This is a genomic window from Paenibacillus sp. Y859 (assembly GCF_056786405.1).
The window spans coordinates 36,875-49,999 of record NZ_JBXCIZ010000010.1; the positions used below are offsets into that span (position 1 = coordinate 36,875).

At 38.1% G+C, this 13,125-nt stretch carries 10 protein-coding genes; 2 read left to right on the forward strand and 8 right to left on the reverse strand.

Annotation, left to right across the window (positions count from 1 at the left end):
* Window positions 1-183: 183 nt before the first annotated feature.
* Both AC1TO8_RS17875 and AC1TO8_RS17880 read left to right on the forward strand, forming a co-directional pair.
* Window positions 184-1,044, forward strand: a complete 861-nt coding sequence (locus AC1TO8_RS17875) for an AraC family transcriptional regulator (protein WP_482056985.1) — start codon at window positions 184-186, stop codon at window positions 1,042-1,044.
* Window positions 1,045-1,138: 94 nt separating this feature from the next.
* Window positions 1,139-1,456: a hypothetical protein gene (locus tag AC1TO8_RS17880; protein WP_482056986.1), complete on the forward strand. Its 318-nt coding sequence runs from the start codon at window positions 1,139-1,141 to the stop codon at window positions 1,454-1,456.
* A gap of 61 nt (window positions 1,457-1,517) precedes the next feature.
* Here the strand turns inward: AC1TO8_RS17880 and AC1TO8_RS17885 are convergent, their stop codons facing one another.
* From AC1TO8_RS17885 to AC1TO8_RS17920, 8 genes are all read right to left on the reverse strand, one after another.
* The gene (locus tag AC1TO8_RS17885; protein WP_482057076.1) at window positions 1,518-4,157 is read right to left on the reverse strand and encodes a cation-translocating P-type ATPase; all 2,640 of its coding nucleotides are present in this window, start codon (window positions 4,155-4,157) and stop codon (window positions 1,518-1,520) included.
* Between the two features lie 13 nt (window positions 4,158-4,170).
* On the reverse strand, window positions 4,171-5,418 hold the full coding sequence (locus AC1TO8_RS17890; protein ID WP_482056987.1) for a hypothetical protein: 1,248 nt from the start codon (window positions 5,416-5,418) through the stop codon (window positions 4,171-4,173).
* Complete coding sequence (locus AC1TO8_RS17895; RefSeq protein WP_482056988.1) at window positions 5,415-6,962, reverse strand: glycosyltransferase family 2 protein; 1,548 nt, start codon at window positions 6,960-6,962, stop codon at window positions 5,415-5,417. Before AC1TO8_RS17895 ends, AC1TO8_RS17890 begins: the two co-directional genes overlap by 4 nt.
* Before the next feature lie 406 nt (window positions 6,963-7,368).
* Window positions 7,369-8,367, reverse strand: coding sequence for a protoglobin domain-containing protein (locus AC1TO8_RS17900; RefSeq protein WP_482056989.1), 999 nt, complete (start codon window positions 8,365-8,367; stop codon window positions 7,369-7,371).
* Window positions 8,368-8,596: 229 nt separating this feature from the next.
* On the reverse strand, window positions 8,597-9,472 hold the full coding sequence (locus AC1TO8_RS17905; protein ID WP_482056990.1) for a carbohydrate ABC transporter permease: 876 nt from the start codon (window positions 9,470-9,472) through the stop codon (window positions 8,597-8,599).
* A gap of 22 nt (window positions 9,473-9,494) precedes the next feature.
* Window positions 9,495-10,310: a carbohydrate ABC transporter permease gene (locus AC1TO8_RS17910; RefSeq protein ID WP_482056991.1), complete on the reverse strand. Its 816-nt coding sequence runs from the start codon at window positions 10,308-10,310 to the stop codon at window positions 9,495-9,497.
* A 154-nt stretch (window positions 10,311-10,464) separates the two neighbouring features.
* Window positions 10,465-11,826 (reverse strand): ABC transporter substrate-binding protein, encoded by a 1,362-nt coding sequence (locus AC1TO8_RS17915; RefSeq protein ID WP_482056992.1) that lies wholly within the window; start codon window positions 11,824-11,826, stop codon window positions 10,465-10,467.
* A gap of 338 nt (window positions 11,827-12,164) precedes the next feature.
* Window positions 12,165-13,085, reverse strand: coding sequence for a DegV family protein (locus AC1TO8_RS17920; protein ID WP_482056993.1), 921 nt, complete (start codon window positions 13,083-13,085; stop codon window positions 12,165-12,167).
* Window positions 13,086-13,125: the final 40 nt, after the last annotated feature.

The following is a 13,125-nucleotide window of genomic DNA, read 5'->3' on the forward strand; positions in this document are numbered from 1 at the left end:
TATCATCCTCTCAATTCATGTCCACTTATGAATGGGACTATTCTCTGATGAGATAGTATATAATAACCGCTGTCCAATTCAAGGAACATCATTTATAGTATTAAGTATATATACATACCCAGTACATCCGATAGGAATATGTTCGCAATTTAATAGCACATAATGAATATGAGGTGAATGGTCATGCTTACCTTCTCACTGGTTGAATCCCCTAGAAACCTCGATAGATTCCCCATATATCCTTACTCCATCGGACGCCATGTTCAATACCATCATGTTCGTCCCTCAGGATTTCCCGTGAACCAGATTCTGTTGATCCGCAGTGGATGTGGATTATTCCTTGATCTAGACAGCGGTACAGAAACCGTCCTAGAACCAGGTATGGCCTTTGCCGTTCCCGCAGACAAGGGACATGAATATTATCCGAATTCACATGAACCTTGGCATGTAGCCTTTATCGGATTTCACGGAAATCTGGCACAAGCAATGGTCGAGGAGATCGGCCTGCTGCCATCTTTACCGTTTCGTCCCGACCATTTCGAACATTGTTGGGAGGAGATCGGACGCATCTGGCATACGGTTCACACACCAAATACCAATCGGCAGGATGAGTATACGATGCAGGAACTATCCGTAGCCGTGTATCGATTGCTCTTAATGCTACGCCAATCAGAGTTAACATCAGGAACTCTGAGTCGACTTGAGTTCGAGTCAGTACGCAACGAAGCTCTGCAACAGGCAATCTCTCTCATTAACCAGCATTTCACAGAGCCGCTGCTCATTTCCAATCTAGCCAGTGCTGTCGGCTATTCCGTCCAACATTTTCAACGACTCTTCTTACAAGAATACGGCGTAACTCCACATAAGTATTTGCAAAATCTACGATTACAACGGGCGATGCAGATCATGGTAGAAAATGTCGATATCCCCGTTCAGGATATTGCTTTGCAGCTTGGCATGGAGACGAATTATTTCATACGAGTATTCCGCCATACTTACGGATGCACACCCGGCGTGATGATCAAACGTCTACACGCGAAGTAATGTAGTTCTCCATTCGTGAGTCCTTTCTCGCATAACCCAGCTATTTATAGTAAAATGGTGTCAAAGCTTTACTACACGATGAGGAGTTGTCCGAATGGCTATTAGTTTTACTCGATCTATTATAGATAGATTAAATAAAGAAATTGCTGAAATTCACGACAAAAGTATGAATGAAAAGAAAAAAGCCGATAAGGCACTTTCTAAAATAAATCAATTACAAAGAGATATGAAATTAAGTACTTCAGCCCACGACTTAAGCAGCAAAATGAGTCGCATAAGCAAACTGAAAGAAGATATTAAACAAATCAATGCCTTACAAGCAGATTTGGCGAAACAGTTAGTTGCTAAAAACACCTTGCTCAATCAGCAACTCCCCAAAGTTCAACCATTGAGCATCGAAGAACAACAGTAATGATAATATGAAAAGAAGCCTCCTTCCCCACTTTTGTGAGGTTTAGGAGGCTTCTTTTCATTTACGCTTCGCTTCTTGTTTCACTTTTACGAAACAGCTTGATGATTTCATTAATGATAAGTGGAATTAACCCTAGAGCTATGACCAATCCCCAATCCATTAGTGAGAGAAATTGTACTTGAAATGCTGTGGCAAAGAACGGTATGGATATCACTCCAAACTGCAGTATTAATCCGATGATTATTGCCCCTATCAAGTACTTATTCGTAAATAACCCCAATTGAAATATGTTCTTCGTCTCGCTTCTCATCGATAACGAGTAGAACAATTGTGAAACTGCAAGAACTACAAAAGCCATCGTCCTCGCATATGTCATAGCGTCCTCAGAGATATCCTTTGATCCCAGATTATAACCATGTTCATACAATCCTACATAAAAGGCAACTAAAGTTAACGTCCCAATGAGGGTTCCACCGATAACCGCCCTTACTCCCGCACCCTTGGCGAAGAATCCTTCATTAGGATCTCTTGGCTTCTTCTTCATTACATCTTTCTCACCAGGGTCAACACCAAGCGCAATCGCTGGTAATGTATCCGTCACAAGATTGATCCAGAGGATCTGTGTTGGCAATAGTGGTATCGGCCAAAAGAAAAGAATTGAGACAAGAATCGCAATGACTTCTCCCAGGTTACACGATAGTAGAAAAACAACAGCCTTGCGAATATTTAAATAAATATTCCTTCCTTCTTTAATCGCATGGACGATCGTCGTGAAATTATCATCTGTTAATACCATGTCACTAGCACCTTTGGACACATCTGTCCCAGTAATCCCCATGGCCACACCGATGTCTGCATATTTCAAAGAAGGAGCATCATTCACCCCATCGCCAGTCATGGAGACGATATTCCCTTGAGCCTTAAGGGCTCTTATAATCTTCACCTTATGCTCAGGTGAAACACGAGCAAATACTCTATAGTTAGTAATTTGTTGTGAGAAATCTTCATCTGACAATTCATCAATTTCAGCACCTGTCATACTTTGCTCGATAGAATCTGCAATTCCTAGTTCTTTCGCTATCGCAAACGCAGTATTCTTGTGGTCACCGGTAATCATCACTGAAGTGATTCCAGCCACTTTTGCTTCCCGTATCGAGTCCTTCACTTCAAGTCTCGGTGGATCAATCATACCTACGAAGCCAAGTAGTGTGAGATCCCGCTCCATCTTATCAGAGTCAATTAACCTTTCAGTATCCTTATAAGCAGCCGCCAGAACCCTTAAAGCATCATTGGACATTTCTTCAGCAGTCATAAGATATTGTGTCTTCATTTCTTCTGTTAATGGTACGACCTCTCCATTAACGAGAGCGGTGGTTGTTAGCTGTAATAGCTGATCGATCGCACCTTTTGTATGTACTCGATAGCCAGATTTCATTTCATTCAATGTGGACATCAGTTTTCGGTCGGAATCAAAGGGCTTTTCGGAAACTCTTTTAAACTCTGCATCTAGAGATCTTTTAGATACATTGTTGTTGTCACCGAATACGACTAAAGCTATTTCTGTCGGATCACCAGTACCTTTCCCATGTTCAAAGGTCGCATCTGAACATAATACAAATGCTTTAATTAACTCAGTAGGTACTTCATCCTTCACTGGATTCGGCGATGTATAATGCTTGACGACAGTCATTTTATTTTGTGTAAGTGTTCCTGTTTTATCAGAGCAAATAATATTAACTGAGCCCAATGTTTCAACAGCCGTTAGCTTCTTCACGATGGCGTTAATCTTCGACATTCTTGTCACACCAAGCGCTAAGACAATCGCTACAATCGCTGGAAGACCTTCTGGAATGGCCGCAACCGCCAAACTGATGGCCGTTAAGAGCATTTCAAATAGATCTCTTTTTTGAATCAGAGCAATAATAAATATAAACAAACATATCCCGATTGCAATATACCCTAGCGTCTTACCGAGTTTCTCTAATTTTTTCTGTAGTGGGGTCAATTCCTTATTATCGTCATCTAGAATCTTTGCTATCTTCCCCATTTCTGTATTCATAGCCGTAGCTACTGCAATTCCTTCACCCCTACCATAGGTAACAAGTGTGGACATAAAAGCCATGTTAGACTTGTCACCGATAGGCGTTTTGGGATTGGTATACAGCGCACCTGCATCTTTATCCGTTGGAACCGATTCACCTGTTAATGCAGATTCCTCAATTTGCAGGTTAGCACTCTCTAATAAACGTAAATCAGCCGAGATGAATCTCCCTGCATCTAGAATGATAATATCTCCAGGTACAATATACTCGGATTGGATTTCTTTCACTTCGCCATCACGTCTGACAAGTGCTTTTGGAGTGGTCATTTTCTGTAAAGCTTCAATAGCTTTCTCTGCTTTACTTTCTTGAATCACACCGATCAGCGCATTTAGAATGACGACGGCAAATATAATGATCGTATCCATAACTTCCCCAATAATAAGGGTTACAACGGCAGCACCTAGAAGAACATAAATGAGCATATCCTTCATTTGAGCAAAGAAGAGGAGAATGATGTTTTTCTTAGGTTTCCCCTTCAGCTTATTGGGACCGTATTGTTCAAGCCTCGATTTAGCTTCTTCTGTTGTCAGCCCAGTTGCAGTGTTTACTTGAAGCTCTTGAAGAACTTCTTCTTGCGATTTTGAGAACCACATTAACAACATCCTTTCAGTTTCATTGATTTTTCAAATATTTTATTATTTTTACCCACGCCGACTTCGTATTTTCAAAATCTTTATAATGTTCTTCCACATGAGTATGATAAAATTCAAGTTCATTCAGTATACTATTAAATTCATTATTCCCAAAATAATGACAAATCTTCGGAATAACATGCGATAAATTTTCTTTCATCTTCATAATTTCCGTCTCGTAGTGTTCTCTTTGTGTAATATATAGCAAGAGTGGCTTATACCTAATCCAGCCGATCGAAGCTTTTAAGAACCTTTTGGTGTTTACGCCGGAATCAGCCCTCATAGCCTGTAATTTATTTGGAAGCACGCCAGTAAGCAAACTCTCATATTTAGAGAAGCCGTCATGGAAGGTATAGCAAGGAACTTTTCTTATATTACATTCACCAATGCAGGTGCTTAAGAAAGTATCTTCTCCTCTTGCCCCCGGTGGATTATAGAATGGAAATATTTTATCAAGATTGTTAAGGTTAAAACCTAGATTAGCGCCAGATATAAACTTCATTCCATCTATTTCTTTAACGACTTCAGTAATTTCACTATTCATGATATCAAGATCAGCGTACGTAACTCCACCATCATTCATTTTTTCTTTGATTGAATCCCAATTAATAATATCATTGCTTATGGATTCTATAAATATTTTAAATTCATCTTCAGAAAGTTTGTCGTTGAATTCAATTTGTGGTATTGGAGAAATATAACCGCAATGATGACCATGTGTCATATCAGCATCTTTAATATTGTTAATATGTGTTGATAGAACCTCTTGACCTTTCCAAACGACACTATCCTTCATTTTTATATTGGCCATGGGGTACTCGTCATCATCAAGGAAAATGAGGTAGTCCATTTTATTCTTTAATGCAAAATACAAAACCGCATTTCTTTTCATTGCATAGCCCTCACCAAAGATCAATTTAGCCTCTTTTAAACTAATCACTTTCTTTTCAACTAAATATTGTGCCTCGTTTATTATCGAAGAATCCCCCAAGTAATAAGCCGAATCTACCCTATCCAATATTTCTTCGTCCGTGATTTTGTAATCACTCACTTTTGTGCGCTTATACTTCAAATCGTAAGCAACAAACAAATGGAGTGCATTCTTTTTATTATCGACAAGTTCAGATTCATTCCAGTTATCTACATATGTTTTTACTACATTTTTGAAATTCCTACGTCCTGTTACAAACCCAACACCAACGTTTATTTTCTTTTTTGCAATTTTCAAATAACTTCACCCGCTTCCCATTTAACTAAACTAGGATGGGTATCCATAATTGAATCATATTGCTCCTTAATTCCATATATAGCATCCGGGTCCAGAAGCTGATATCTTGTATATTTGTCTGCTCGATCTTCTTGCGTAGCCCAACCCAAATGTTTCACCCGAAATTCAGATGTGGCTCTTGGAAAAGAGAACGTATTTACAGGGAACCTTCCGCAATGCTGAGGTGTTTCATTCCAGGTATAATGAAACCCAGGCTGGTATCTCATTAAAAACGGTCTATACATTTGGTGTGCATTCCAATATTCGTCCTCGCGATAGTGAGTTTCGTTCCACATATCATAAAGTCTAAAACAATAGAAATCGTTATCCTTATTATTCAAAAGTTTTTGTGCCTTATCCCAGAAACCATCTTCTAATATTTCATCTGCATCCAGATTTAGAATCCAGTCAGGATTTGTCTTTATTGTTTCACTCCATTGCTTTTTCCTAAGCTCAACCTCACTTGCAAACATTGATTTGTCATTTTGAATAATATGCACAGGAATGTCTTTTAATATTTCCCTACACATATTTATTGTGTTATCACTACTTCCATCATCAATGATAACAGCTTCATCGATATGCCCCTTCAAACTATTAAGCATCTGCTTCAGATAACGACCTTCCTCATTTTTCACGACCATAGAAAGTGTGACTTTGTTTCCCTGTTCTTTATATTGGCGTACAAATGTATGGTCAGCTTCACAACCATTTACATAATCTTGTACGCCGGCTAAGTCTTGCTCTCTATAAATATGATACGCGGGATAATGAGTATCCACGAATAGGTCAATCCCAAGCACAGCCGCCCGGATGCAGAAAAATCTATCTTCACCCCATATAGTTAAGTTTTTAATAGATTTGAAATTAACGCCTGCTAACAATGCCGCTCTACTAATCAACGTGCAGGCTCCTAATCCACCTACTTCATAGATTCCGGGAATTCTAAGTTGGTTCAAAAATCTAGTTTGCCGTATATCCATCTCTTGTTGACTCAGTTTCTCACCTAATCTCTTAGGAACCAAATCATATTCGTCAAACAGCCAAACATTGGGTTCGAAAGGTCTATCAATATGCCACTGACTCCAAAATATTTCAGAGATAACATCCTTATTCGCAGTCTTAAGATGCTCAATTAAATTGGGATGCAGAATTAAATCAGAATCGACAAAAAACAGATGATCATAATGATGATCTATTGCGTAATTAATGATCGTATTCTTGTAATTTGCTACCTTTAGCATTAAGTCTTCATCCCAGTGATGGGTCTCATCATTACATATATAAACACCCTCTTCATTACCTCGAATATGAATAACTTTTGATTCTTCTCTTTCAAACTTAGCTAGCAGCTGGCTTGATTTTTCATCAATATTATCATCTACAAACATATAATCAATAGTAATAGTATCCCTGTTGAGACTTTTCAAAGACTTTAAAAAAGCCTTTAATATTTCCGGCTTTTGATATACAGGGCTACCAACTAATACTTTTGTTTTATTCATATTATGTTATCTCCTTCATGAAGCTATTTTCAATTTAGAAAGATAATCCTCTATAATTACTGTTGTTTTTTAGGTTTTCTTACTGAGACTTTTTCAGTTGCAATAATGGGTTGGATCGTACCCTTTTCAATTACTTTCTTCTTTTTCTTCAATTTATTTGGATTCTTATCTGCCATTTCAAATCACTCCCTCTTAGTTTTTGAAAAAGTAAACGTAATTGATCGATATACTTGAATTACCCATATCTATCAAAAAAGTCACTTTTTTTTAAAAAGTGACTTTTTAATAGTGCAATTCAATTGTCTTTTAGCACTCAACGAGATCGAGTGCTGATAACTACCTACTTAATATACCACTAAATTAACATAATATCAATTTATTGCGATTATTTTCCAATTAAATGCGTTCAATCTAAGTTTTCTAATTCCGCCGTAACAGATTCTATCATATTGACAAAAGCAGTTAATTCTTGAGAACTTGCTGCTTGTTCCCTTGCAAGTTGGTTCGTTCTTACTGAATCTTGCATAACTTCCTGAAGTACGATGGAGATTTCATTGAGTTTAATTTTAATATCCTCAACAGATTTTTTAGAATGCATAGCTAATTTACGAATTTCGTCTGCTACTACGCCGAATCCCCTACCAAACTCCCCAGCATGTGCTGCTTCTATCGCTGCATTCAATCCTAACAGATGAGTTTGATCCGATACTTGTTGTAATAAAGTACCTACCACCGATATTTCTCCGATCTTTGAGTGAAGTAAATCGACTTTGTTATGAGCTTGATCCTGAAGGTCAGCTGTATGGTTGGCAGTATCCGCTATGGACTGACTACTTCCACTTAATTCTACCATCATCGACGCAAGATCCTGCACCACCTTATTAATTTTGGTAAGAGTTCCTTGTCGCTCATCAGACATGATTTGAATCTTATTTTTCTCATCGTACTCATATGCCTCTAATACTAGCTGAGAATCAAAGTTAAACATTTTAGATAGACATAAAGTAATGTTCATCCATTCGTCAGGAGCAATCTTTTTAAAACATTGAACAGCCATATCCAAGTAGGTCATATAAGTGCCTAGATACCAATCTGTCGTAAGTCCAATACGAGAATGTAGCTTCCCAATATACAGTCTTTTTTCAATAAACTCCATATCGATTTTCCCTTCTACCATCGTCATGAAGTACCATCTTTGTGTTTTTTTCAGGCGCTCCAATGTACTGTTATCTTGGATGATTGCAACAAGTTCAGGTTGTTCACTGATATGGTCATATAGACGATCAACTACGATGTCCGTAATGGCCTCAAAATATCCCTTCTGCTGTCTTAAGTAACTTAAATCTTCTTCTGTAAGTCCTGTGTATTTTAGTTGCCTATTTCTTGCTTCTGTTACCTGAATCATTATGTTCCCCCTCGTGATTATTAAGCCTCTGATTAGTATCTAATGTTAGCTATCCTTTATCTTAGAGAGATTTATACGAAAAAGCTAGCGTTTTCATTTGCTTCTTGAGATTTCAATAACTCCTTCTAGTAGTTGATGTGCTGTGTGCTCCCAAGCGTAAAAAAAGTGCCCTAAGCCACTTTTATGGTTTGAAGGACACTCTCTTTTGTGGTTGTAAACCAGTTCTTTCTTAGCCTTTTACAGCGCCCTCAGTCAATCCCTTTTCAATATACTTCGAAATGAACAGATATATAATTAATACAGGGATAACGGTAAGAGCGACAGCGGTTGCCATCAGTCCGAAGTCGGTTCCGTACTGCGAACTAATTTCATTTAACAACGCTACAATAGGACGAACATTCTCTTTATTAACAAATATCAATGCAGAGAACAAATCATTATACGACCACAGAAACACAAAAATACTTACAGATGCAAACGCTGGTCTGGATACTGGAAAAAATATTTTGACAAACATCTGCCATCTATTACATCCGTCCATAAACGCTGCTTCTTCTAATTCTTTGGCAATTGTCGTCATATAACCGGCAATAACTAGTGTAGCAAACGTTAAGTTACCTGCCGTTTGTGGTAAAATCAATCCCCAATACGTATTCACTAAACTCGATTTGATGAGAATCTCGTATACAGGAACGACAGTCGCGAATGCAGGTATAAGCAGTGTTGCATATAGAAGCGAGTATAGTGCTTTCTTTCCTTTAAAGGTAAACCTGGACAATACATACGCGGCTAATCCACCAAAAAATAACACGAATAATACCGTGCCACCTGACATGATCAAACTGTTCACGTAACTCTTTCCTATATTAATTCGATCAAATGCAGTCATATAGTTGACAAACACTGGATCCAAAGCTAGTGCAAACGACTTATTCATAACATCTCTGGATACTTTAAATGAGTTATTAACAATCCAGAATAACGGATATATCGTCGTTAAGGACCATGCAATCAACATAACATACATGAGAGTAGTTTCTAAACTAAATCGACTTGTTCTTTTAACTTGCCGAGTTTTATGTTCTTTGTTAATGGCTGGTTGCATCAATTACACCCCTAATAATCGCTTAGTATGTGATTTCATCGCTTTTTAACAAACGGTTAGCAAGTAAAGCTAAAATAACACCGACAACAACCATATAAATAGCAATCGTTGAGCCGTATCCGAAGTTTTGATCGACCATCGCTTTTTTATACATATAAGTTCCTAATACTTCTGTACCGTTCTGACCTCTTGAAATGACCCAAACGAACTCGAATACTTTCATGGTACCGGTGATCGCTAACGTAATAACAACCTTAATGTCATTCATAATCAAAGGAATTGTAAGCTTCGTCGTTTTCTTGAAACCAGTAATCCCTTCTAGCTTAGCCGCTTCATAATAATCGACTGGTATCTTCGCCATTGCTGTTAAGAATAAGACAAAATAAAAGCCTACATAGTGCCATACTGTCGGAACGGAGACTGCCTTCAAAGCATTACTCTCACTCAACCAAAGGATTTTCTCTATTCCAAAGTTAGCAAGAATAGTGTTCAACAGACCGAAATTATAGTTATAGAATAGAACGAACATCAATGAAATTGCTGTTCCAGAAATAACGACTGGAAAGAAAAAAACGGTACGAAAAAAGCCCTGGAACTTACTAATATTATCAACCATTACAGCAAGTAATAAGGCGATACCAACTTGAAAAATAATGACGTATAGCATTATTTCTAATGTGTGTAATGTTGCAGCACCTAGCAGCTTATCCGATATTAACCGGTCATAGTTATCCCAACCAACAAATTTCTTGTCGAAGAATCCTCTTGTACGATAAAAGCTAAGATATAAACTTTTAAAAAACGGATAATACAGGAAGATCGACATAAATGCTGCCATAGGGAACAAAAATATCAAGATATACTTTTTATCACCCTTCATAGTTATCACCTTTGATGTTTATTTTCTTCATTTATTGTTACAAGATTACGCCGCCTTAAGATGAGGGGCGGCGTAGATCATATAAGATTAGACCGTGGTTACAATAATTCCATTACTTTTGGTTCGCGTCCTCAATAGTCTTCGCTTCTTTAAGAGCATCAGTTGGTGATTTCTTACCCGTGACGACTTGTTGAACTCCAGCGCGAAGTGTAGAGAATGTCTCAGGAGAAATTCTGCTATCCACTGGATTATTGATTGAAGCTGAGTTTGCAGCCATTGCGAAACCATCAATTTGAGCTTGTGCCAAACCTGTAATTTCAACGCTAGCAGCAGGAGTACCACCGTTAGCAGTAGCAATCTTTTGAATAACGGACGTTGAAGTCATGTGTTTCAACAATTCAATGGCAACATCTTTCTTATCTGCATTGTCAAACGTTGATTGAGCCAGGTAGAATCCTGATCCGAAACCACCGACAACATCATTTCCGCTACCAACGCCACCAGGAACTACTGGGAAAGGAATGACCGTTGTATTGTCTTTAACTCCTTGATCTGTGAATCCACCAAATGCCCATGATCCTTCAAGAATCATTGCCGCTTTACCTTCACCATAGTAGTTGGATGCCATACCAAGATCGATCGTTGCAGCATCTTTAGGGAATGCGCCAAGATCATAAAGTTCCTTCATAGCAGCATAACCTTTCTCCCAGTTAGGATCGATGTCGCCCGACAATCCTTTAGCTTGGCTTGCTGGGCCAGCTGCTGAAAGGATGAAGTGCTCAACTACATAGTGGGATTGGTCGAATGGAGCAGCCAATGGAATGATGTCTTTTGCAGCGAACGTTTCAACTGCTTTTTTCATTTTGTCCCAATCTGTAGGAAGTTCAAGGTCGTTGTCTGCAAATAACTGTTTATTTACGAACAGACCTTCGTAGAAACCAGTCAATGGAATGCCATAGATGTTGCCATCAGCTTGCCTTGTGTTCTCAAGAGCACTTGGAGTGAAGCCAGCTTTCCATTCAGCATCCGCATCCAAGATTTCATTCATAGGAACGACTTTACCGGCATCTATGAATCCTTGAGCATCAGCACCAACGAAGTAGAACAATAAGTCAGGCTCATTCCCAGTCGTCATATCCGTATTAACTTTTGTTCTGAAACCGTCGTCATTTGCTGACATAGTATCATTCTCAATAGTAACGTTAGGATTGTTTGCCGTGAATTCATCTAAAGCTGCTTGGAAAGATTCACGAGCTGCATCTGTCCCACCGAATGTTGAAAATACGCGTAATGATACGTCTTTTTTGGGTTCCTCTTTTTTGGGTTCCTCTTTTTTAGGCTCATCTGGTTTAACTTCTTCCGTTTTAACGCTTTCATTTATTGGAGTATTTTTAACTTCTCCCCCGCCACAAGCTGCTAAGAACATGGTGAATACTAAGAACATACTTAGAAGAACTAGCGATGATCTTTTCAATTTAAATCCCCCTTAAATAATGGTTTTGTAGTGATACTTATGCATGTTTCTGGGTACGTATATTCTTGTTGTTAAGACGATTTTATGATCTATTTCTAACAAGAGCAATATGCCCCAAGGGAGACATTTCTCTAATAAAATGAACGTAAAATAGATCAAATATAATCAATGGAAGAGATTTGATGCTGAAATCAGTAGACATATTTATCCCTGACACTCATCGTTGGCTTCTCTTCACGCACTATAAAAGCTCCGTCCCTATCTCGTTATTTATATTATTTGAAAAAAAAACAAAAAACAGTGACCACCTGTCACTATTGATAGGTGGTCACCGCATATTATCTATTTCTTATTTTATTCATAAATTCATTGATGAACAAACCATCTCTCTTATGTCCCTTCTCAATAAAGAACATAGATACTGCGCCTAATCCTACATGAGTTCCTACGGCTACCCCCATTTGCATCAACAATATTTCCCCTAAATATTCTGTTTCTTCTCTAATCTTGTCCATTAACTTCTCGGCAATCGTTCTTTCAGAAGTATAACCTATGATGATGAAATCCGTGACTTCCCAATCGATCCTATGGGTGAACTCTTTCACATAATGATTTAATACTGCTTTTAATCCTCTTTCTTTAGCTACTATAGCGCCTTTTCCATTTCTCATAGACATGATTGGCTTGATCTTTAGTATCCTACCTATTAAGGCACTAGCATTTGTAAGCCTGCCACTTTTAATCAAATGATTTAGGTCATCCACACAGAGGAAATGTTTCACATTTTTTTTATAAGCTTCATTAAAATCTATTAATTCTTCAAAGCTAAATCCTTTCTCTCTCAACATAGCAGATTTCAAGATTAACCATCCACTACCTTGGCTCATCGATTTGGAATCCACTACATGAATTAGTATTGATGAGTCGGGATGTTCATCGAAGAAGATATCTTTAGCAATGACAGCGGATTGATAAGATCCACTTGTACCACTTGACATACAAATACATAGTATCGTTGTATGCCCTTCTTCTATGGCATCTCTCATTATTTTCAAATATTCTGATGGATTTGGCATCGATGTCGTGGGGTCTTCTTCAAGATTACCGAGGATAGCATAGAAATCATCTGCTTTAATATCTATTTTATCTCTGTATTCTTTCCCCTGTATCCTTATCGTTAATGGTGCAATACCAATGTTATATTTCTCAATGATTTCTTCCGTCAAATCACAAGTTGAGTCAGCCATAATCTTAATCATCTTTAATTCCTCCAAAGAAAAAGAAGCAGGGACGCCATTT

What these genes read in the sequence shown, in the direction of transcription:
- AC1TO8_RS17875 (WP_482056985.1), top strand. Translation starts at nt 184, where the DNA reads ATGCTTACCTTCTCACTGGTTGAATCCCCTAGAAACCTCGATAGATTC.
- AC1TO8_RS17880 (WP_482056986.1), top strand. Translation starts at nt 1,139, where the DNA reads ATGGCTATTAGTTTTACTCGATCTATTATAGATAGATTAAATAAAGAA.
- AC1TO8_RS17895 (WP_482056988.1), bottom strand. Translation starts at nt 6,962, where the DNA reads ATGAATAAAACAAAAGTATTAGTTGGTAGCCCTGTATATCAAAAGCCG.
- AC1TO8_RS17900 (WP_482056989.1), bottom strand. Translation starts at nt 8,367, where the DNA reads ATGATTCAGGTAACAGAAGCAAGAAATAGGCAACTAAAATACACAGGA.
- AC1TO8_RS17905 (WP_482056990.1), bottom strand. Translation starts at nt 9,472, where the DNA reads ATGCAACCAGCCATTAACAAAGAACATAAAACTCGGCAAGTTAAAAGA.
- AC1TO8_RS17910 (WP_482056991.1), bottom strand. Translation starts at nt 10,310, where the DNA reads ATGGCAGCATTTATGTCGATCTTCCTGTATTATCCGTTTTTTAAAAGT.
- AC1TO8_RS17920 (WP_482056993.1), bottom strand. Translation starts at nt 13,085, where the DNA reads ATGATTAAGATTATGGCTGACTCAACTTGTGATTTGACGGAAGAAATC.